22 protein-coding genes and 1 tRNA gene are annotated in these 21271 nt (G+C 48.0%); 13 read left to right on the top strand and 10 right to left on the bottom strand.

Annotation, left to right across the window (positions count from 1 at the left end; translation table 11 throughout):
• Window position 1: 1 nt before the first annotated feature.
• The 3 genes from A1sIIB60_RS01460 (at window position 2) to A1sIIB60_RS01450 (ending at window position 1627) form a co-directional block, all read left to right on the top strand.
• A complete protein-coding gene (locus A1sIIB60_RS01460; RefSeq protein ID WP_095677115.1) occupies window positions 2-358 on the top strand; it encodes an iron chaperone in 357 nt (118 codons plus the stop codon).
• A gap of 18 nt (window positions 359-376) precedes the next feature.
• Window positions 377-853 carry a VOC family protein gene (locus A1sIIB60_RS01455; protein ID WP_095689606.1) on the top strand — a complete coding sequence of 159 codons (477 nt, stop codon included), beginning with the start codon at window positions 377-379 and terminating at the stop codon, window positions 851-853.
• A gap of 114 nt (window positions 854-967) precedes the next feature.
• Complete coding sequence (locus A1sIIB60_RS01450; RefSeq protein ID WP_095688869.1) at window positions 968-1627, top strand: TMEM175 family protein; 660 nt, start codon at window positions 968-970, stop codon at window positions 1625-1627.
• Between the two features lie 16 nt (window positions 1628-1643).
• Here A1sIIB60_RS01450 and A1sIIB60_RS07360 read toward each other — a convergent pair whose 3' ends face one another.
• From A1sIIB60_RS07360 to A1sIIB60_RS01430, 4 genes are all read right to left on the bottom strand, one after another.
• Complete coding sequence (locus tag A1sIIB60_RS07360) at window positions 1644-1919, bottom strand: ArsR/SmtB family transcription factor (RefSeq protein WP_095688868.1); 276 nt, start codon at window positions 1917-1919, stop codon at window positions 1644-1646.
• A gap of 39 nt (window positions 1920-1958) precedes the next feature.
• Window positions 1959-2030: transfer RNA gene (locus A1sIIB60_RS01440), tRNA-Val, on the bottom strand.
• A 28-nt stretch (window positions 2031-2058) separates the two neighbouring features.
• A complete protein-coding gene (locus tag A1sIIB60_RS01435; RefSeq protein WP_095670748.1) occupies window positions 2059-2532 on the bottom strand; it encodes a peroxiredoxin in 474 nt (157 codons plus the stop codon).
• Window positions 2533-2542: 10 nt separating this feature from the next.
• Window positions 2543-2923 carry a DUF3052 domain-containing protein gene (locus tag A1sIIB60_RS01430; protein ID WP_095677112.1) on the bottom strand — a complete coding sequence of 127 codons (381 nt, stop codon included), beginning with the start codon at window positions 2921-2923 and terminating at the stop codon, window positions 2543-2545.
• Window positions 2924-3060: 137 nt separating this feature from the next.
• Between A1sIIB60_RS01430 and aceE the strand changes: the two genes are divergently transcribed.
• Genes aceE through glgB form a run of 3 tightly spaced genes read left to right on the top strand, consistent with a single transcriptional unit; the run spans window position 3061 to window position 9701 of the window.
• Window positions 3061-5781, top strand: a complete 2721-nt coding sequence (gene aceE / locus A1sIIB60_RS01425) for a pyruvate dehydrogenase (acetyl-transferring), homodimeric type (RefSeq protein WP_095677111.1) — start codon at window positions 3061-3063, stop codon at window positions 5779-5781.
• 8 nt (window positions 5782-5789) lie between these two features.
• The gene (locus tag A1sIIB60_RS01420) at window positions 5790-7754 is read left to right on the top strand and encodes an alpha-1,4-glucan--maltose-1-phosphate maltosyltransferase (protein WP_095677110.1); all 1965 of its coding nucleotides are present in this window, start codon (window positions 5790-5792) and stop codon (window positions 7752-7754) included.
• 9 nt (window positions 7755-7763) lie between these two features.
• Window positions 7764-9701 carry a 1,4-alpha-glucan branching protein GlgB gene (gene glgB / locus A1sIIB60_RS01415; RefSeq protein WP_095677109.1) on the top strand — a complete coding sequence of 646 codons (1938 nt, stop codon included), beginning with the start codon at window positions 7764-7766 and terminating at the stop codon, window positions 9699-9701.
• On the opposite strand, the gene A1sIIB60_RS01410 is transcribed toward glgB, so the two are convergent.
• From A1sIIB60_RS01410 to A1sIIB60_RS01400, 3 genes are read right to left on the bottom strand one after another with little or no spacing between them, the layout of a single operon-like run.
• Window positions 9698-10885 carry an MFS transporter gene (locus tag A1sIIB60_RS01410; RefSeq protein WP_095677108.1) on the bottom strand — a complete coding sequence of 396 codons (1188 nt, stop codon included), beginning with the start codon at window positions 10883-10885 and terminating at the stop codon, window positions 9698-9700. The two genes, glgB and A1sIIB60_RS01410, sit on opposite strands and share 4 nt — an antisense overlap.
• Complete coding sequence (locus A1sIIB60_RS01405) at window positions 10885-11745, bottom strand: tetratricopeptide repeat protein (protein ID WP_095677107.1); 861 nt, start codon at window positions 11743-11745, stop codon at window positions 10885-10887. The genes A1sIIB60_RS01410 and A1sIIB60_RS01405 overlap by 1 nt, the downstream gene beginning before the upstream one ends.
• Window positions 11742-12974 (bottom strand): DUF4032 domain-containing protein, encoded by a 1233-nt coding sequence (locus A1sIIB60_RS01400; RefSeq protein ID WP_095677106.1) that lies wholly within the window; start codon window positions 12972-12974, stop codon window positions 11742-11744. The genes A1sIIB60_RS01405 and A1sIIB60_RS01400 overlap by 4 nt, the downstream gene beginning before the upstream one ends.
• Before the next feature lie 31 nt (window positions 12975-13005).
• On the opposite strand from A1sIIB60_RS01400, the gene A1sIIB60_RS01395 reads away from it, so the two are divergent.
• The gene (locus A1sIIB60_RS01395; protein WP_095677831.1) at window positions 13006-14121 is read left to right on the top strand and encodes an AI-2E family transporter; all 1116 of its coding nucleotides are present in this window, start codon (window positions 13006-13008) and stop codon (window positions 14119-14121) included.
• Here the strand turns inward: A1sIIB60_RS01395 and A1sIIB60_RS01390 are convergent.
• A complete protein-coding gene (locus tag A1sIIB60_RS01390; protein WP_095688867.1) occupies window positions 14118-14828 on the bottom strand; it encodes an alpha/beta hydrolase in 711 nt (236 codons plus the stop codon). The genes A1sIIB60_RS01395 and A1sIIB60_RS01390 overlap by 4 nt on opposite strands.
• Window positions 14829-14851: 23 nt before the next feature.
• Here A1sIIB60_RS01390 and A1sIIB60_RS01385 point away from each other — a divergent pair, with 23 nt between their 5' ends.
• The gene (locus A1sIIB60_RS01385; RefSeq protein WP_095677104.1) at window positions 14852-16342 is read left to right on the top strand and encodes an aldehyde dehydrogenase family protein; all 1491 of its coding nucleotides are present in this window, start codon (window positions 14852-14854) and stop codon (window positions 16340-16342) included.
• A 13-nt stretch (window positions 16343-16355) separates the two neighbouring features.
• Here A1sIIB60_RS01385 and A1sIIB60_RS01380 read toward each other — a convergent pair whose 3' ends face one another.
• Window positions 16356-16667: a hypothetical protein gene (locus A1sIIB60_RS01380; protein WP_095670738.1), complete on the bottom strand. Its 312-nt coding sequence runs from the start codon at window positions 16665-16667 to the stop codon at window positions 16356-16358.
• A 47-nt stretch (window positions 16668-16714) separates the two neighbouring features.
• Here A1sIIB60_RS01380 and A1sIIB60_RS01375 point away from each other — a divergent pair, with 47 nt between their 5' ends.
• The 4 genes from A1sIIB60_RS01375 to A1sIIB60_RS01360 are packed head-to-tail and all read left to right on the top strand — an operon-like array spanning window position 16715 to window position 19326.
• Window positions 16715-17575, top strand: coding sequence for an ABC transporter ATP-binding protein (locus tag A1sIIB60_RS01375; protein WP_095677830.1), 861 nt, complete (start codon window positions 16715-16717; stop codon window positions 17573-17575).
• Complete coding sequence (locus A1sIIB60_RS01370; protein ID WP_095677103.1) at window positions 17562-18380, top strand: ABC transporter permease; 819 nt, start codon at window positions 17562-17564, stop codon at window positions 18378-18380. Before A1sIIB60_RS01375 ends, A1sIIB60_RS01370 begins: the two co-directional genes overlap by 14 nt.
• Window positions 18377-19003 (top strand): hypothetical protein, encoded by a 627-nt coding sequence (locus A1sIIB60_RS01365; protein WP_095677102.1) that lies wholly within the window; start codon window positions 18377-18379, stop codon window positions 19001-19003. Before A1sIIB60_RS01370 ends, A1sIIB60_RS01365 begins: the two co-directional genes overlap by 4 nt.
• A gap of 2 nt (window positions 19004-19005) precedes the next feature.
• Window positions 19006-19326 carry a hypothetical protein gene (locus tag A1sIIB60_RS01360; protein ID WP_095670734.1) on the top strand — a complete coding sequence of 107 codons (321 nt, stop codon included), beginning with the start codon at window positions 19006-19008 and terminating at the stop codon, window positions 19324-19326.
• Here the strand turns inward: A1sIIB60_RS01360 and A1sIIB60_RS01355 are convergent.
• Window positions 19323-19895: a cob(I)yrinic acid a,c-diamide adenosyltransferase gene (locus tag A1sIIB60_RS01355; protein WP_095677101.1), complete on the bottom strand. Its 573-nt coding sequence runs from the start codon at window positions 19893-19895 to the stop codon at window positions 19323-19325. The genes A1sIIB60_RS01360 and A1sIIB60_RS01355 overlap by 4 nt on opposite strands.
• Window positions 19896-19923: 28 nt before the next feature.
• Here A1sIIB60_RS01355 and murA point away from each other — a divergent pair, with 28 nt between their 5' ends.
• Window positions 19924-21198, top strand: a complete 1275-nt coding sequence (gene murA, locus A1sIIB60_RS01350; RefSeq protein ID WP_095677100.1) for a UDP-N-acetylglucosamine 1-carboxyvinyltransferase — start codon at window positions 19924-19926, stop codon at window positions 21196-21198.
• The last annotated feature ends 73 nt before the right edge of the window (window positions 21199-21271 follow it).

The raw sequence follows: 21271 nt of genomic DNA, 5'->3' as shown, positions 1-21271 counted from the left end.
CGTGGAAAAACAGTTACCTGTCGCAGTTCGCGCACATTATCAATCGGCCCCGTCGCCACATAAAGAAACAATGCTTGAGATGCGCAAGCGAATTTTGGAAATAGTTCCAGATGCGCAAGAAGTAGTGAGCTATGGAATGCCGGCATTCAAAGTGGATGAAACGATTGTTGCCGGATTGCTGGCCAATAAGAAGCATGTTGGTTACTACCCTTTTAGCGGTTCAATTTTGAAGTTGTTCCCGGTCGAATTAGCTGGCTTTTCAAAGACAATTAGCGCAATTCATGTTCCGGTTGATAAGCCACTTACTAAAACTCTATTGAAGAAGTTAATCAAAGCGAAATTGACTCAAGCCAAGTAGTTGCCTTACCTTTTCCAAATGGAAATGACTACCTGCCTCTGGTTTAACGGCCGCGCGCGCGAAGCCGCAAACTTTTACTCATCAATTTTCCCAAATAGCTCAGTTTCCGATAACTGGATCGCTCCAACTGATACTCCTGGCAACCAACAGGGTGAAGAGATTGTTGTTAACTTCAAAATGTTCGGGCAGAACTTCATCGGACTAAATGGCGGTCCGCAGTTCCCACATTCAGAGGCAATTTCATTTCAGATTCCATGCGCCGATCAAGCAGAGATAGATAAGTTCTGGGATCTACTTACGGCAGATGGCGGGCAAGAAAGCCAATGTGGTTGGCTTAAAGATAAATTTGGAATCTCTTGGCAGGTAACTTCACCTGAGATGATGAACTACTTGGGTGGGCCAGATGCTGAAGGTTCTCAGCGCGCCACTAAAGCGATGCTGGAGATGAAGAAGATTGATTTATCTGCCATGAAGAGCGCGTATTTAGGAAGATAATCTCTTCGTAATGTGCGTTTAAAGAAAGTTCATTCGTTCATTGGGCGTGTTTTCCGGTTCCTTTTGGACTTTCCATTACCTTAAACTCAAATTTAAAGGCGAATGGAGATTCGGATGGCCGCGCAAATTAAGCATATAAGCCACAAATTAATTGATTCCCTTAGCGATGGTGTTTTTTCAATTGCTCTTACACTTCTAGGTTTAGACGTGGTTGGAGTTGTTTCAGAGGTTAGCCATAGCGATAACCTCAACGCCGCGCTCTTAGATCATTGGCCAACATTTCTGTCCTACGCCCTTGGATTCCTGGTTCTTTTCTCCATGTGGTACGGCTATCACGCATTGGGCCAATACGTAGAAGGAACAAATGCTCACATTGTTTGGAACCATGGAATCACAATGGCATGGGTGGCCTTAATTCCATTTGGTGTAGCGCTACTTGCTGAAAATTTAAATACTCCAAATCAAAAATGGGGAGTGTTTTACTTTGGCGTTTGCCTATTTGGTCAATTCTGGACGAATGTAATCGCTTTTCCATTTATAGGATTTAAATTCAAAATTAATTTCACCGAAGATTGTCCCTATCCAGCGAAGAAACTCCGAAAGGTCCTACCAATTCTGTGGGGTATAGGAGCTCTATGGGGCATCGTCTTAGTACCACTGGCGCTCATTAATTCTTGGGTTGCGCTTATCGGTTTTGCAATTTTTGTTCTTTTGCAGGCCAATCCGATTAAGTCTTACGAGAGAATTATTCCAACGCTAATAAAGAGAGTTTGATTAACTGGCGTTCTCTTTAATTGGATAGATTCAAGAACCAATCCAGCGTTGGCTTGAATTTAGATTTCTGAATTTGGGCGACCTGGTCCCCATCAACCGCGCGAACCTTCACCAAACCAGATTTTTTAAGAATTTCTAAGTGTTTATTTATTGAAGCCGGTGTGAGTTTGCAGGTCTTAGATAATTGCGTGATCGCCATTGGCTCATCAATCAGCGCCTCAATTATTCGCCGGCATTGCGGCGCGGATAAAGCTTCTAGGTTTAAGGAAAATTGAATCTCATGAGGCTTCATTGAAAACTCCGCTTTAATCTCGGATCTAAATTACCTGCGTGGGCGCTGAGGGTTTCGAACCCCCGACATTCTCGGTGTAAACGAGACGCTCTACCACTGAGCTAAGCACCCGATTGTTGCGAGGCAAATACTACCTCAACTACAGGGCAGCGATTGCGGCCTTGTAATCCCCGTTATTACGCGCATCGCCGAGGCCATTTACGACTGACCAGCGAACTACGCCTACTTTATCGATGATAAATGTGCCGCGCATTGCGCAACCAATATCTTCGTTAAATACCCCGAAAGCTTTTGCTGCTGCGCCATGTGGCCAGAAATCCGCAAGCACTGGGAACTTGTAACCCTCTTGTTCTGCAAAAACTTTTTGTGTGTAAGGCGAATCGCATGAGACAGCAATTACCTGAACGTTGTCGTTTTGGAATGCGGCTAAGTCATCACGAATTGCACATAGTTCGCCAGTGCAGGTTCCGGTGAATGCAAAGGGAATAAAGAGAACGACTACGTTCTTGTTTCCCTTAAAAGATGAAAGTGAAACTTTGGCGCCATGCTGATCTTTTAATTCAAAGTCAGGTGCAACCGATCCAACAGAAATTCCAGTAAGTGTTTGGCTCATACCGCCAAACTTATCGCTTGCCAGCCTTACGCGCCACTAGACGTGTTGCCGTCCAATCATTTGCTACGACAAGGGTTGATGTTTGGCTCATCCCTGCAATTGGTGCCGCATCCTGAATGTCACTTGGTTCAACATGTCCATCGCGACCAACTTTTGGAGTCAATACCCAGATCGGTCCGGTCTCACTTAAATATGTGAGGGCATCCATTAATTCATCAACGAGATCGCCATCGCCATCGCGCCACCAGAGAAGTACTGCATCGACAACTTCAGTTGCAGATCCTTCTAGAAACTTGGTTCCAACTGTGGCCGCGATCTCTTTGCGAAGTGCGTCATCGCAATCAGAGTCATAGCCGACTTCAAGGACTATCTCTCCTTGAGCAAATCCCATCCCCTTTGCCACGGGATAAGTCCACCGAATTGCGAGCGCTTTGACAAGAGTTTCGGGTGGCCCATTTCTGCGCGCCTTTCTGAGACAGAAAGTGGTCGGATTTTGCTCTACTACCGCGTAAGCGCGAGAATAAGCCCATGAGCGAGAACTTCGGCGTCCCAGACCAGATCATCGACCAGCTAGTAGATATCGATCCAAGTGAGACCGCCGAATGGCAAGCCTCCTTCGATGCCGCACTCAATGGCGCAGGACCGGTCCGCGCGCGTTACCTAATCTTGAAGTTGCTGCAGCGCGCACATGAAAAAAATATTGGCGTTGCCGCTCTTCGCAATACCGATTACATCAACACCATTACTCCTGAAAACGAACCAGCATTTCCGGGCGACGAAGCGATCGAACGTCGCATCCGCGCTTACATCCGCTGGAACGCTGCGATGTTGGTTCACCGCGCACAACGCCCCGGCATCGGAGTCGGTGGACACATTTCTACTTACGCATCATCTGCCGCACTTTACGAAGTTGGTTTTAACCACTTCTTCCGCGGACAAGATCACCCAGGCGGCGGAGATCAGATCTTCTTCCAGGGCCACGCATCTCCCGGAATGTATGCGCGCGCATTTATGGAAGGTCGCTTAAGCGAACACCAATTAGATGGTTTCCGTCAGGAACTTTCACATCAAGGTGGCGGACTCTCTTCTTATCCGCACCCACGTTTGATGCCTGAGTTCTGGCAGTTCCCAACGGTTTCGATGGGTATCGGTCCGATCAATGCAATTTACCAAGCGCGCTTTAACCGTTACCTACATAACCGCGGAATTAAAGATACGAGCCAGCAAAGCGTTTGGGCATTCCTTGGCGATGGTGAAGTCGATGAAGTCGATACCTTGGGTGCGATTGGACTGGCATCACGTGAAAATCTAGATAACTTAACTTTCGTTGTTAACTGTAACTTGCAGCGCCTTGATGGACCTGTGCGCGGCAACGGCAAGATTATTCAAGAGCTCGAATCCATCTTCGGTGGCGCTGGCTGGAATGTAATCAAGGTTGTCTGGGGCCGCGAGTGGGATCCACTGCTTGCCCAAGATCGCGAAGGCGCACTTGTAAACATTATGAACACCACACTCGATGGTGATTACCAAACTTTTAAGGGCGAGAGCGGCGCATACGTTCGCGAGAAGTTCTTCGGTCGCGATCCACGCACTGCAGCAATGGTTGCAAACTGGTCAGATGATCAGATCTGGAACCTAAAGCGCGGTGGACATGATTACCGCAAGCTTTATGCCGCTTACGCTGCTGCATCACAACCAAATGGTCGCCCAACAGTTATCTTGGCGAAGACCGTTAAGGGTTGGACACTTGGTTCGCACTTCGAAGCGCGCAACTCAACGCACCAGATGAAGAAGATGTCACTTGAAGATATCGTCGAATTCCGCGATCGTTTGGGTATTCCAATTGCAGATGAGAAGTTGGATAAGTACACACCTCCTTATTACAAGCCGGCTGCAGATTCTGCTGAGGCGAAATATCTTGAAGAACGTCGCGCCGCACTTGGTGGATCAATTCCACGCCGCCGCAGCGTTTCTCGTCCTTTGGCACAGCCTGCCGATGAAGCATACGAATCTGTTAAGCGCGGTTCTGGTCAGCAAGAAGTTGCAACCACGATGGCATTTGTTCGTATGTTGAAAGATCTCGTTAAGGATCCAGGACTTGGTGCTCGTTTAGTACCGATTATTCCTGATGAAGCTCGTACCTTCGGTATGGATTCGTTGTTCCCAACGCTAAAGATTTACTCACCACATGGTCAGCAGTACACCGCAGTCGACCGCGAGCTAATGCTTTCCTATAAAGAATCAACTGCGGGCGTAATCCTTCACGAAGGTATTAACGAAGCTGGATCAGTTGCTTCATTTACTGCAGTTGGATCTTCATATTCAACGCACGATGAACCTATGATTCCGATCTACATCTTCTACTCAATGTTCGGATTCCAACGCACCGGAGATGCTTTCTGGGCTGCTGCCGATCAGTTGGTACGTGGATTCGTAGTTGGTGCAACGGCGGGGCGCACAACTCTTAACGGTGAAGGTCTGCAACACGAAGATGGTCACTCACCACTTCTCGTTTCAACTAACCCGGCAGTTGTCGCATATGACCCAGCATTTGCTTACGAACTCGGTCATATCGTTAAAGATGGTCTACGTCGTATGTATGGCGAAAATAGCGAGAATGTTTACTACTACCTAACTGTTTATAACGAGCCATATGTTCAACCAGCAGAACCTGAAAATCTTGATACTGAAGGTTTGCTCAAGGGAATTTATCTCTTCCAGCAAGGTCCAAAGCAGCGTAAGAAAGTTGCGCAGATCTTGGCATCTGGCGTTGGTATGAACTGGGCGCTAAAGGCAGCGAAACTTCTGGAATCTGATTGGGGCGTATCTGCTTCAGTTTGGTCAGTTACTTCATGGAACGAACTACGCCGCGATGGTTTAGCGGTAGATCGCCACAACTTCTTAAATCCATCTGATCAACGCACCGCATACGTTGCCAAGAAACTTGCCAACGCAGAAGGTCCGGTCATCGCAGTTAGTGATTACATGCGCGCAGTTCAAGATCAGATCGCACCATGGGTTAGCCAAGATTTCACTTCACTTGGCACAGATGGCTTTGGTCTATCCGATACACGCGGCGCACTTCGTCGCCACTTCAAGGTCGATGCCGAATCAATCGTTATCGCAACGCTTGCCGCTCTTGCTAAGAGCGGAGATGTAAAGGCAAGCATGGTTCAGGAAGCGATCAATAAGTATCAGATCAACGACATCAACGCTGCAGATCCGGGAAATACCGAAGGCTCTGGCTGAGGTAACTCTTGATTACTCGCATCCCCATTACAGATATCTCTCCTGCGGTTAATTTCGGAGGCGAGTTAGTTCCTGTAAAGGCGGTTGCGGGTGAGGTAATTGCAGTTACTGCAACGATCTTTCGCGAAGGCCATGATGCACTTGGTGCGCATGCTCTGTTATTTGATGACAAAGGTAAAGAGATTGCCCGCAATGCGATGCGTGAAATCTGGCGTGGTGGCGATCGCTTTGAAGGAACGATCACAATTCCGGCGCGCGGTGAATTCAATTATGCGATCGAAGCTTTTGATGATCCCTTCGCAACTTGGGAACATGACTCTGAAATCAAGATCGCAGCCGATATCGATGCCGAACTTTGCTGCACCATCGGCAAGTTAATATTCGAAGAGAAGCTAAACGAAGATCCATCTGCAAAGAAGTTGCTCTCTCCCGCAATCAAAGCGCTAACCGATACCTCACTTGCACCAGCCAATCGTTTCTCTCAGGCAACAACCACTGAAATTCGCGCCTACTTTGCCGCAAACCCACTGCGCCGTTTAGTAAGCCGTTCTGAGCTAATCCCAGTTCGCGCAGATCGTGATCGCGCACTTGTCGGTGCTTGGTATGAATTCTTTCCTCGCAGCGAAGGCGCGATTGTTGATGCGCATGGGCGAATCACAAGCGGCAATTTCGCAACTGCGGCAAAACGAATTCCAGCCGTTGCTGCAATGGGCTTTGATGTTCTCTATCTGCCACCGATTCATCCAATCGGTACCGCTCATCGCAAGGGGCGCAATAACACTTTAACTCCCAGCGATACCGACCCAGGTGTGCCTTGGGCGATTGGAAACGTGGAAGGTGGCCACGATGCCATTAATCCAGCACTTGGCACTATGGCCGATTTTGAAACCTTTGTATCGATAGCCAAGAAGAACAACGTGGAAATTGCTTTAGATCTAGCACTACAAGCATCACCTGATCATCCTTGGGTTAAATCAAACCCTGAATGGTTTACAACTCGCCCTGACGGCACGATCGCTTATGCCGAGAATCCCCCAAAGAAATACCAAGATATCTATCCAATTAACTTTGATAATGATTACTCAGGAATTCTTGCTGAAGTTCTGCGCATTATCCGTTTATGGGTTTCTAAAGGTGTAACTATCTTCCGCGTTGATAATCCCCACACCAAACCGGTTCACTTCTGGCAAGAAGTTATGTCGGTTATTTACAAGGAAAGCCCAGACGTTGTATTTCTCGCGGAAGCATTTACCAAACCAGCGATGATGCACGCACTTGGCAAAGCTGGTTTCCATCAGTCATATACATATTTCACATGGCGCACTAGCAAGGCTGAACTTATGGAATATGGACGTGAAGTTTCGCAAGAGACCAGCGCATTCTTTAGACCAAACTTCTGGGTGAACACTCCAGATATCTTGCCTTTCCATTTGCAATCTGGAAACCCTGCAATGTTTGCACTTCGTGCAGTGCTGGCGGCAACGCTTACGCCATCTTGGGGAATGTATGCCGGCTATGAACTCTATGAGCACCGCCGCTTTAAAGAAGGTGGCGAAGAGTATTTAGATTCCGAGAAGTACGAGATTAAGGTACGTGACTGGGATGGAGCGGCTAAAAAAGGCATAACCCTGGCACCCTTTATTACTCAGTTAAACCAGATCCGTCGCGCGCACCCGACGTTGCTGCAACTTCGCAATCTGCGCTTTCATCACACCGATTCTGATTCGATCATCGCTTATTCCAAGCGCACCGGTGATGATTTGATTTTGGTGGTCGTAAATCTTGATCCAACATATGCCCAAGAGACCACAGTTCATTGGGATATGAAGGCGCTCGGAATTGCGGCACATTCATTCGAGGTCAAAGATTTACTGGATAACCGGAGCTTTACATGGAGCCCAGATACCTTTATCCGCCTTGATCCAGCAAGACCAACTGGCAAAGTTGCACACATTTGCCAGGTAAGGCTCTAACCTCAGATCATGTCTTTCTTCCAGAAGCTCTTCGGTAAGAGTAAAGACGCAAAGGAAGAGATCTACATAGCGCCCGCCACATTTTTAAATCCTAACTCCACACTCGGCGAGCTAGATTTTCATCTACTTGCAGAAGGTCGCCATGAGAAGTTATGGGAAGTCCTTGGCGCGCATGTAAGGCGCGATCAAAATGGTGAACTACTTGGAACCGCCTTTACCGTTTGGGCGCCAAATGCCCACGCAGTTAGTTTGATTAGCGATTTAAATTACTGGGATAAGAACACCCATCCCATGATTCGCTTAGGTTCATCTGGTATCTGGGAGATCTTTATTGCAGATATCGGTGCAGGAGTTAAATACAAGTTTGCCATCTGCGGCATCGACGGTCGCTGGGTAGATCATGCTGATCCACTTGCCCGCCAAACTGAGACTCCCCCACACACCGCATCGATTGTTAACGAATCAAATTATCAATGGCAAGATTCAAAATGGATTGCTGAGCGTTCTAAATTTGAACCTTGGCGCAGCCCAGTAGCAGTCTACGAAGTCCACTTAGGCTCTTGGAAGTTAGGGCTTTCCTATCGCGAACTAGCGACCGAACTCGTTAGCTATGTAACAGAACAAGGCTTTACCCACGTGGAATTCTTGCCAGTTACCGAGCATCCATATGGACCTTCTTGGGGTTACCAAGTAACTTCCTTCTTTGCACCGACTTCGCGCTTTGGATCCCCTGATGAATTTAAATTCTTAGTAGATGCGCTTCATGCTGCGGGTATTGGCCTAATCCTGGATTGGGTTCCTGCGCACTTCCCCAAAGATGAATGGGCGCTTGCGAAATTCGATGGCACAGCACTTTATGAGCATGCCGATCCGCGTCTAGGTGAACACCCTGACTGGGGCACCTTGATCTTCAACTTCGGTCGCAATGAAGTGCGTAATTTCTTAGTTGCTAGCGCTCTTTATTGGCTTACCGAGTTCCACATCGATGGCCTTCGTGTGGATGCCGTTGCTTCAATGCTCTACCTTGATTACTCGCGTAAAGAGGGCGAATGGCTGCCGAATAAATTTGGGGGTCGCGAAAACCTCGAAGCAGTTCAGCTTTTGCAGGAAGCAACATCGACTGCATATAAAACTCATCCCGGCATCATGATGATCGCTGAAGAATCAACGGCGTGGCCGGGTGTCACCAAGGAGACTTCTTCAAACGGTCTGGGCTTTGGTTTTAAATGGAATATGGGTTGGATGCACGACACCTTGGAATATTTGCAGCACGATCCAATTCACCGCGTCTATCACCATAACGAGATTACTTTCTCAATTCTTTATGCGTGGTCTGAAAACTTTATGCTTCCGCTTTCCCACGATGAAGTTGTTCACGGTAAGGGCCAATTAGTAAATAAGTTTCCGGGTGATCGCTGGCAGAAGCTAGCAACGCTTCGTGCTCTCTATGGATTTATGTGGGCCCACCCAGGTAAGAAGTTGCTCTTTATGGGATCTGAATTTGCACAAAATGACGAGTGGAGTGAGAGCGCTGGTCTGCAGTGGTATTTAACTGAATTTGCCGAACATAACGGGGTGCAGAAAGTTGTTGCCGAGTTAAATGCCATCTATAAATCACAACCTGCGCTTTGGCAGAAAGATACAAGCCCGGAAGGTTTCTCCTGGCTGGTTGGCGATGATGGTGCAAGCAATGTCTTGGCCTTTACCCGCTGGTCTGATGATGGAAAGCCACTTGTTTGTATAACTAACTTCTCACCAGTACCGCATGAGAGCTACCAACTGCCGCTACCAACTGCCGGTGTGTGGCGTGAAATTCTAAATACCGATGCCATTGCCTTTGGAGGTAGTGGAATCGCGAATGACTCATTTGCCGTTGATGTAGATACAGATTTAAAGCGGACTTTCCGAGTCCCGCCACTTTCTACAGTCTGGCTCGAGCGCGTTTAATCTACTTTAAGTACTTTTGCGAAAAAGGCAGTTGCAATCAACATCAGCGCAGGGATTACCAAAGCAATTGCCAGAGATCCTGAAAACTCTGCTGTCCAAGCCACGCAGGCTTTGAGGATAAAAACCGCCGTATTGTTTACAACGCCCATCTGTCCAACAACTACTGCGCTCGGTAGCGCTGAGCGTCGATTGCCAGCGGTATAAAAAGTTGGAGCAAGCAGCGAAGATCCGGCGCCAGCAAATGTGAAAGCCAGACAAGTTGCCAGCAGCGCCCAGTATTTATGTTCACTTGGAATATTTACAGCAAGCGCTAAGAAGACGATAAAACCAGTTCCACCGGCGAAAGATAAAAATCTCACGGTGTGATGGATATGAAATATCTGGCTTAGGCGATTTGCACCGAGTCGTCCGGCGATCATCGCAATCATAAAGAAGATATAAGGCAGCGCTGCAAGCCCTGCGCTCACGCCGATACGTTCTTTTGTGAAAATTGCAGACCAGTCACCAGTGGCAAACTCTAAGAAGACTGCGCATAGCAGGCCACCGCTAACGAGCCAGTCGACTCTAAATGATGTGAACAAGGTGCGAATAGGTAAATGTTCTTCACTATCCTCATTTGGTTTCACTAACACGGGATTTAACTTATTAACCGAAATAAAAATCAACACCGCCATGATCACAGCGACTCCACCAATATGAAGCGCTAAACCAACATAGCTAACGATAAGTCCAGATAGAACAGCGGTGGTGAGTGCTCCAAGGGCCCACATGCCATGCAGTCGAGCGATCGTGAGTCCCTTAACGCGCTCAATGGAATTGAAGGCTTGAGCATTTACGGCGATGTGATATCCCGAAATACCCCAGCCTAAAATCACATTAAAGATCAAAAATAGCGTTGGAGATTTAGTCTGCACAATTGAAATTAGCGCCGCAGACATCAAGAAAGTGTTGGCCAGAATCACAATCTTGGTACCAAACTTGTGCACGATATGGCCGGTTAAGAAAAGGCTGGCAAGTGCGCCTAAAGTGCCTGTACTAATCAGCGTTCCGAATTGCCCATTACTTAGCCCAAGATTGGCTTTAACTTCAGGAAATCTAGGAACCCAAGCCATGATGAAGATGGCAAAGACGAAGAAGAGAAGTTGAAGTTGAAAAGTTTCAGATTTAGGAGAAATAGTGCGCATCAGAAAAGCGCATTCGCTAACGCAGCGCGCGCCTTGATGACTCGTGGATCAGCTGGATCTACTAGAGCGAATAACTCGATGAGGCGATCCTTAACTAACTTCTTCTCAGCGCCATCAAAGAGTGGAATCAAACGTAGCAACCGCGCAAAGGCTGGCTCCAGATATCCGCTAACTATTTCAATATCGGCACATTGCAATTGAATGGCGATATCGTCTGGCTGAGCCGAAGCATCCTTCATTACTTTGGCGCCATCAATTCCATCAGTACGCGCCATCAACTGCGTCTGCGCAAGGCCCAGAATGGCAAAGTTATCATTTGGTTTGCGCGCTAATAACTTCTTATATGCCGCTTCTGCCTTGGCGTAATCACCGGCATCTAGAGCAGCAATTGCTTCTTCCTCTTCGGGTTCAATCTTTTCAGCAGGTGCGCCACCCACGCCTTGCTCAGTAGCTAACGCCAAGACTTTATCGATAACCATCCGGATCTGTTCTTCTGGATAAGGCTGCTCAAAGAGCGGAACCATTTGCTCATTGATGATTGCAACAGCAAAGGGCACCGCACGCGTCTGCAAAGCTTGTGCAACTTGTGGTTGAGCATCGACATCAACGCGACCAAGTACCCAACTGCCCTGATCTGCTAACGCTAACTTTCCAAGGATTGCTACGACCTCTTGTGATTCAGGTGAACGAGGTGACCAACAAATTAGTACAACGGGTTTGGCTTTTGATAGTGAGAGGAATTCATTAGTTAAATTCTCAGGGGTTATCTCAATGCCGGGCATAGGCCCTGCAGCCTCAGGCTTTGGTTTTCCGAGTGAACTCAGATCAACTGCGCGTCCAAAGTTAGGAGGAAGCGTCATGCTTGCGCCTCCGCTTCTACTCCAGAATCACGACGAAATGGCAGTACATCTTCAATATATGACTGTGCTGCAAAGGTTAGCCCAACATCATGGCCTTCACGCTCACTTAAATACCAGCGATGCTCTAAAACTTCATGGAAGAACTGTGCTTCTTCGATTCGGCCCTTTAAATTATCAGGAATCATCACAACGATCGGCATATAAGTTTCATTTAGCCAACGACGTGCGGAATCTTGCATAGGTGGTTTCGGACTTTCTTCACGGCCCCGGAAGCGATCAAGAGATGCCAACAAGCGCTTTGCTTGCAGCGCTTCAGTTTCGAGTCCAGTTAACTCGCGCAAACGATTGCGGTGATATCCAGGTGCCACAAGTTTTGGCTGGAAGTAAAGTTTTTGTGACTCACCATCTAGAGAAACCGAGACTTCATCTACCGCAAACCCGAGATCATGTAGCTGACGCATCGCGCGTTCGACGGCGTGACGATCTTTTGGATCTAGAACCTGACGCTCCTTAAGCGCTTTCCAGATTCGGTGATAACGCTTGATTACCGCCTCGCTAGCGCGGATCGGATCCATGCCAGGATATAGAACGCCAGAGAGAGCTAAATCTTCAAGTTCAGCGGCAACGTTAAAGTGCGCGATCTCTAAATCATGTTCGCGCTGTCCATCGCTTAATGTCTTTTGAAATTCGCCAGTTTCAGCATCAACTAAGTAAGCGGCAAAGGCTTCCGCATCGCGGCGGAATAAAGTATTGGAAAGCGAGCAATCGCCCCACCAGAAGCCAAGTAAGTGCAACTGCACCAGCAATAGAGCTAAAGCGTTGGCCATCATCGTGATGTCATTTGCAGTCACATCTTTACCGCTAAGCAGAACGCGATATGGCAATGAGTATGGCAAGAAGCGAGTTACCAGCGCACAAGGAAGTTCTTCGCTTGCTTCGTCAGTACGGCCTTCAATAACAGCGATCGGCTGAACGCTTGGTGCTCCGAGGTGTGCCAGTTCGCGCAGCGCTTTATATTCGCGGTTTGCGAATTCAGAGACCGTCTCTTTAACTGCATAGACTTCCGCATCCGGATCATCGGTGGATCGAACCAAGCGAACGATATGTCTGGAAATACCGCGCTTTTCGGTCAGCGCTGGATCTTCCGGCCACTCCTCCAAATTAATATGCCAAGGCAAGCCAGTAACGGCGGCGATTTCTTCGCCTAATCCCGTAATGCGTAACGCCATGTATGAAGGATATCGCTTTAGAATAGGTCACATGGCAATAGCAGATCGCATCAAACGTAAACCTAAGGCAAACACTGCACCAACAGATTTTGGTACTCAAGGAAATCCGATAGATAGATCACATCCGTTCTATTTTGGATTTGTCGCAACGCTCGGAGCCTTAGTCGCAATCGTCTTGATGCGCGCACTTGCCAGTACCAGCCAGATATTTGTCTTGATTGTCGTAGCCCTCTTTTTAGCAACAGGGTTAAATCCGGCAGTTGTAGCGATTCAACGGCGTGGTCTTTCTAGAACTAATTCTGTAGCCATTATTTTCGTTTCAGTAATTCTTTTCACGGGTTTCTTTATCGCCGTGGTCGTTCCGCCCGTACTTTCACAAGGCACAAACTTAATTAATTCGGCGCCGACCTTACTGGCTGATCTAGAAAACAATGCGACGATCGCAGACTTAAATGACCAATTCGGAATTATTGATACTTTGCAGGCTCAATTAAAAGAAGTCACCGCGGATGGATCGTTGATTATCTCTGCATTCGGTGGCGTGATTGGTGTTGGAAAGTCTGTCCTCTCAGGTGCTTTCTCTGCTCTAACAATTCTAATTCTGACCCTCTACTTCATTACCTCCCTTCCACAAATGGTTGAACTCGGAGTGCGCTTCGCACCTGCTAGCCGCAGAGAACGATTAACGCTTCTTGTTAATGCAGTTATTTCTAGAGTGGGATCATTCGTTGGAAGCCAAATTGCAATTGCATTTATGGCTGCAACATTTGTCTTTGCCCTTTCGCTTGTTTTGGCACTTCCATCACCAATTGCAATTGCGATGATTGTTTTGGTCTGTGGTTTGATTCCACTCATTGGCCATTTCATAGGTTGCTCCGTCGTGACAATCATTGCCCTAACCCAATCGGTATCAATTGGCTTAATAGCATTTCTGGCATACGTTGTTTATGTACAAGTTGAAAATTACGTAGTGACACCACGAATCATGAAGCGCACTCTTGCTCTTCCTGGCGCAGTAACCATCATCTCCGCGCTAATTGGTTCATCACTTCTTGGCCTAATCGGCGGATTACTTGCTGTGCCAATTGCTGCATCAGTGATCTTGATCCTTGATGAAGTCGTCTTCCCGCGCGCAGATAACTCTTAAATCTCAGTAGGCAGCGGCAAGCGCTCTGGCGCAATCACTTTAGTTATCTCACTCAAAACGGTGTGGACAGCAGGCTCTCCTACCCAGAGATGTTTCGCACCAGCAACAGGAATTATTTCTATTTGAGTCAACGGTTTGAATCTTTCAATCGCTTCTGGTGGTTGCAGGTAATCATCAAATTCGGGAACCAGTGCAATAACGCGACGTCCATCTTTTGCCCAATACTCAAGATCGCTAACTTCAGATGTGCGAAGTGGCGGTGATAAAAGAATTAAACCCGTGATTCGTGGGTCTTTTGCATGTCGAAGCGCTAAATCAGTTCCAAACGACCATCCGACTACCCAGACATTCTCTAACTTCAAAGTATCTAAGCAGTAGGTCATCATCGCTTCGACATCGAATTTTTCTAAGCCACCGTTATCAAATGTTCCGGTGCTGCTACCTGCTTCACTTATTGTTCCGCGAGTATTGAAACGAACAACTGCTATGCCAGCCATATCTGGCAAGCGATTAGCAGCCTTCTTATAAACATGGCTGTCCATCATGCCGCCTGCTGTCGGCAAGGGATGTAAGCAAAGGATTGCGCCGGTGTATCCATCAAGTGGTGCCGCGCTTTCGCCAATCAGCGTTTGGCCATCGCTTGTTGTAACGATAAATGGAGTGCGCAGCGCCGGTAGAACTGTGCTTGGACGTACTGGCTGCAACATGCAGGAGAGTCTAGTCTTTCCCTATGTCCACTTCTACAAACGCATCTGCCAATACATTTGCCTCGCACTATCCAGTTACTGGTGAGGTAATCGCCAATTATCCAATCGCAGATCGCGAGACTGTCTTTAGCGCGGTTGCTGCAGCTCGCAGCGCATCGAGCGCTTGGCAGGATTTGGGATTCAAGGGTCGCCGTAAAGTATTGCTTAAGTGGAGCAACTTACTTATTTCACAACTTGATGAAATTGCCGAACTTGTATCGAGAGAGACTGGAAAGCCAGTTAGCGATGCCAAACTTGAGGCATCCCTTGCAGTTGGCCACTTAGGTTGGGCAGCGCGTCATGCTGAAGATGCAATGCGCACATCACATCGTTCTCCTGGCGCACTTATGGCAAATATGTCAGCAACTGTGGAACGTTCTCCAGTTGGAGTAGTCGGTGTGATTGGCCCTTGGAACTATCCAATCTTTACGCCAATGGGATCTATTTCCTACGCACTCGCTGCTGGAAATACCGTTGTCTTTAAGCCAAGTGAATACACACCAGGTGTTGGCGCGATACTGGCTAAGACTTTTGCAGAAGTTGCACCATTTGCCGACATCTTCACCTGCGTTACAGGTCTTGGCGCTACCGGAAAAGATTTATGCGAAAGTGGCGTCGATAAATTGGCGTTCACTGGTTCTACTCGCACCGCCAAGTTAGTTGCTGCAGCATGTGCTGCAAATATGACACCAGTTGTTCTCGAATGTGGTGGCAAAGATCCAGTAATCGTTGCTGAAGATGCCGATATCAAGCGCGCAGCTGATGCCACTATCTGGTCTTCCATGTCTAACGCTGGGCAAACATGTATCGGTGCAGAGCGCGTATATGTTCATGAAAAGGTGGCCGATAAATTTATTGAAGAAGCGATCAAGGTTGCTAAATCAATTCACCCGGGCGCTCCCGGAGTTGGCAACTACGGGCCTGCAACAATGCCTTCGCAGATAAACGTTATTCAAGGACATATCGATGATGCGATCGCTAAGGGTGCCAAGGTTGCACTCGGTGGCTCAGATTCAGTTAAAGCGCCGTTCGTTGAACCAGTTATCTTGCTCGATGTTCCTGAAAATTCCACAGCGATGTTGGAAGAAACCTTTGGGCCAACTATCGCGATCAATCGCGTGAAATCAATGGCTGAAGCGATCGCGTTATCTAACGCCTCTAGATACGGGCTTGGCTCATCTATCTGGTCTAAACGTCAAGGCAAGAAGATTGCCCGCCAATTGCATTGCGGAATGGTTGCCATTAACTCAACTATTTCATTTGCAGCAATTGCTTCAGTGCCATTTGGTGGCGTGAAAGATAGTGGTTACGGACGTATCCATGGCCCAGAAGGAATTCTTGAATTTACCTACCCGCGCACCGTTGTTCGCGCGCGATTCCAATTACCAATTGCATTCACTAGCTTTAAACGCACTAAAGGAAACGATAAGTTGATTGTTACCTTGACGCGCTTACTTAACGGCCGCTTGGGCTAATTTCTAAAGTCAATTAGAAGCGCGGCGCATTACGTGTGCGCTCTGTATTTGGCTTGCGATTATTGCGCTTTGCCCAACATGCATTGTGCCAATGGCGACGACCATCTTCATCACCGATCATCCATGCAACAGTGTGCGGAGTTGCCATTGGAATTACTTGATCACAACCAGGACAGCGATAAGGTTTATTTGAACTGGATCCGGTGATCTTTCGAACAATAAAATCGCCATCTGTATGTTCTTCGATAGTTTGATTAGAGGTCGCGATATCGCGCTCTTCATCCTTTGGGCGACGCCCCTTTGGATAGTTGCGTCGTGGGCTCATGGATTCATTTTCTCGCACTTTTGCCCTGAATGTGGCATGGTTGCCATATGAGCAGCGTGATTACCGTCCGTGGCCTGGAAAAAAGTTATGGCGCCAATAAGGCGGTAGCCGGTATCGATCTAACTATCGAACCCGGCGAGATATTTGCCCTTCTTGGTCCAAATGGCGCAGGTAAGACGACCACCGTGGAAATCCTAGAAGGCTTCCGCGATCGCGACCGTGGTGAAGTTTCAGTGCTCGGCACCGATCCCGGAGTTAAAGGCGAGCAGGCCCGTAAATGGCGTAACCGCATCGGCATAGTTCTGCAATCAACTAACGATGCTGGTGACCTATCTGTTTATGAAACTGTCGCACACTTTGCAAAGTACTACTCAAATCCACGCGGTGTTGATGAGGTAATCAACGCAGTTGGATTAACTGATAAATCTAGCGAGCTAATCAGAACGCTCTCTGGCGGACAACGCCGCCGCCTTGATGTAGCGCTCGGATTTATCGGATCCCCCGAACTTCTCTTTCTAGATGAACCGACAACCGGCTTTGATCCTGAAGCGCGTCGCGCATTCTGGGCGCTGATTCAAGATCTGCGAAAGTCTGGCGCAACAATCTTGCTTACTACCCATTATCTAGATGAGGCTGAAGCGCTAGCTGATCGAGTTGCCGTGATTAATCAAGGCAAGATCATCGAAGTTGCAACCCCTGCTCTGTTGGGTGGCCGTGCTACATCACTTGCCACAGTTTCTTGGAAGGGTGCCAACGGTATTCAAACTGAGCGCACCGATAATCCAACCGCACTCATTCGTAAACTCACCGAGACTTATAAAGATGAGATCCCTGAACTCACCGTCAAGCGCGCTTCACTTGAAGATATATACCTAGAAATGATTGGAGGCGCCGATGTCAGCGAATAAAGTGCAGACCAATAAAGTACCCAGCGCCTTAGCAATTGGTATTGCGCGCGGTGGCCTGGAAGTTAAACAATTTATGCGCCAGCGCGAATCCGTGGTCTTTACCCTGGCATTTCCAATTATGTTGCTCGCTATCTTTGGTTCAGTCTTTACCAACGAACTTACTGATGGCGTAACTTTTAGTCAGTACTTTGTTGCCGGAATGATCGCATCGGGCCTTGTTAACACTGGCTTCCAACAGCTTGCAATCATGATTCCCGTAGAACGTGATTTTGGAACGCTAAAACGCTTGCGTGGCACTCCGATGCCAGCATCAAGTTATTTCATAGGTAAATCAATCGTTGTATTTGTAACTATGGTTATTCAAGTAGCACTGCTTCTTATTGCAGGTGTCTTATTCTTCGGGGTAAATCTTCCAACTGATCCGGCAAAGTGGTTGACCTTTACTTGGTTGATCATCTTGGGAAGCGCCGCATCAACTGCGCTCGGCATTGCCTTCTCTGTCATTCCTAAGAGCGGTCGCGGCGCATCTGCAGTTGTCTCACCTGTAGTAATCATTCTGCAATTCTTTAGCGGAGTCTTCTTTGTCTTCACAGATTTGCCAGGCTGGATGCAGCAAGTCGCTGCGATCTTCCCACTTAAGTGGATGACCCAAGGTATGCGTTCGGTATTCCTGCCAGATTCATTTGCTGCGCAAGAAGTTGCCGGTACTTGGGAGACCGGCCGTACTTTCTGGATTATTCTGGCGTGGTTAATCGCCGGTTTAGTGATTTCGATCAAAACCTTTAAATGGGAGCAAGAGCGATGAGAATTAAGTTAGTTGCAATCTTCTCAGTGCTCTTTCTATCGCTCTCGCTGACTTCCACTATTGCGGCAACTAAAAGCCCTACGCCAACACCGAAGGCGAGTGCCACTCAGAAAGCGCCGGTAAAGAAGGCTCCAGTAAAGAAAGCCCCGGTAAAGAAGAAAAAGAAAGTTGCTAAGAAGTTACCTTCTCCATCACCGAAGTGGCCGCCAGTTGGCTTTAAGACCGATCCATTGGGTGAAACTAAGTTGTATCTAAAGGTTCCAAATGCAAAAGAGTTGGTGGGGCTTCTCTCGGCCAAATCAGCGCTGGCTTCGCAGGTTAAATCCTGTACACAATTCACTTGTGGAGCTGTCTTAGTAGCAGCCGAAACAGGTTGTCGTTGGTGGAGAGTTACCGCCGATGTGGTTGGTGCAACTTCACCTGAGAATCGCACTACTAAAACCTTCGGAAAAATCATTGCAGATGTGGGACGTAGCGCCCCTCAGCAAGTGGTGACCGTTCTCTTGGTTACAACTGAACCAATTGGTGCCGGCCAGATAGTTTCCAATATCAATGTGGATTGCAACCAAGGCGATCCATCAGGACCGCTTCCAAATACTGATTACCAAGTAAGCGCAAATTAGCGATGCTCGGCGGAATCAATAACGGGCTCTTTCTATCTAGTTTCGGCGGTTTCTTTGCCGTAGCAATTCTCTCGCTAATTCTGCGTTGGGCATTTAAGCGTGGAAAATCTGTTGTCGAGCGCACACCAAAAGTTGGCGGTGAAGATGATTACGGCGCGCTAGTTGTTATCGCATCACCAAATAACTACATCGAAGGCGAGCTGCTGCGCTTAAAGCTTGCCACCGCAGAGATAAAGGCAAACTTGGCCCAAACTAAAGATGGACCTCGTTTATATGTCTTTGAACGCGATGAAAAGATAGCGCGCGCAGTTCTAAAAAGTTAGCGGTTTGCTCCGGGTACCCAAAGTTGATCGCCGATTTCCTTATTGGCAACGCGCGCCAAAACGAAGAGAAGATCAGAGCAACGATTTAAATATTTAGCAGTCAGTGGATTCACACCTGTACCGAAACCATGGATTGCTGCCCAGGTGCGACGCTCTGCACGGCGAACAACAGTGCGCGCTACATGCAAATGTGCGGCTGCAGGAGTTCCTGATGGCAATACGAAAGAACGAAGTGGTTGCAGATCTGCGTTGTACTTATCGATCTGCTCTTCCAGAAATGTAATCTGAGATTCCAGAACACGCAACGGTTCAAATGCTGGTGAATCTACAACTGGCGTACAGAGGTCAGCTCCGACATCGAAGAGATCGTTTTGGATACGAACTAAAAGCGCGCGAATATCATCGCTGAGTTCGTCGGTTGCAATAACAACTCCGATTGTTGAATTTGCTTCATCAACGGTGGCATATGCCTCAAGGCGTGAATCGTTCTTGGAAGTTCGGCTCATATCTCCGAGGGAGGTAGATCCGTCATCGCCTGTCTTGGTGTAAATACGCGTTAAATTAACCATGGCCCTAGCCTATAAGTAGACTTCGGATATGGCATCTTCGCAAGGTTCGACCAACGATCGCTTTCGCATCGTCGGCGGATGCAGCCTAAAGGGCGAAGTAACGGTCACTGGCGCTAAGAATTCTGTCCTAAAGCTGATGGCGGCCTCGCTATTGGCCGTTGGCACATCAACGATCCGCAACGTTCCGGATATCGCCGACGTAGACATCATGGCCGATTTACTAAAGCGCCTGGGATGTGAAGTTTCACGCGATGGTTCTAATCTCTCAATTACCGTTCCCGAAGCGCCAGCACATCGCGCCGATTACGATCTCGTGCGCAAGATGCGCGCATCTATCAATGTACTTGGCCCACTGGTTGCTCGCGTCGGCAAAGCCGAAGTCGCACTTCCTGGCGGTGATGCGATTGGTTCACGCGGTTTAGATTTTCACATTAAAGGCCTCGAATCACTCGGTGCAACCGCTCACGTCGAACATGGTTATGTAATCGCCGAAGCACCTAACGGTTTAACTGGCGCCACTATCGAATTAGATTTCCCAAGCGTTGGCGCTACTGAAAACTTAATGACCGCTGCCGTTCTGGCAAAGGGCATAACAACGATCGATAACGCAGCGCGCGAACCTGATTTAGTTGATCTGGGTGAATTCTTAATCTCAATGGGCGCAAAGATTGAAGGACTTGGTTCACCGCTAATTAAGATCACTGGTGTTTCTAAGTTAAACCCAACTGATCACACCACAATTACTGATCGCATCATCGCCGGCACATGGGCATTTGCCGCTGCGATGACCCAAGGCGACATCACAATTCATGGTGGTCGCGCTGACCATATGGAAGTTATGCTCGAAAAGTTAGCGCATGCTGGCGCAATCATTACCTCAACTGCCGACGGCATTCGTGTGCAGATGAACCAACGTCCACGTGCAACAGATGTTGCAACACTTCCCTATCCAGGATTTGCCACCGATCTCTTGCCATTTATCATCGCAATGAACGCAATCGCCGACGGCCATTCCATGGTCACCGAAAATGTCTTTGAATCACGCTTTATGTTTGTAAACGAACTCGCACGCCTTGGCGCACACGTAACCGTTGACGGAAAACACGCCTCCATAACTGGTATTCCACAGCTATCTGGTGCACCCGTTGAAGCGACTGATATCCGCGCCGGCGCCGGACTAGTTCTTGCGGCTCTTGTCTCCGAAGGTGAAACCACCGTCGATGGCGCATTCCACATCGATCGCGGCTATCCAAATTTCGCTGAAGATCTTCGCGCACTTGGCGCCAACGTCACCCGCGAATAACCGAGGACTTAGTAAAAAATTTCAGTGTAAGAAACTGTGCCTTTGCTTTTCATGTTTCTGAAGCTGAAATTTT

This window comes from Candidatus Planktophila lacus, assembly GCF_002288385.1.
In the GTDB taxonomy this organism is placed as follows: Bacteria; Actinomycetota; Actinomycetes; order Nanopelagicales; family Nanopelagicaceae; genus Planktophila; species Planktophila lacus_D.
Note: the sequence above shows the minus strand (reverse complement) of the source record. Positions and strands in the feature narration are given on the sequence as shown.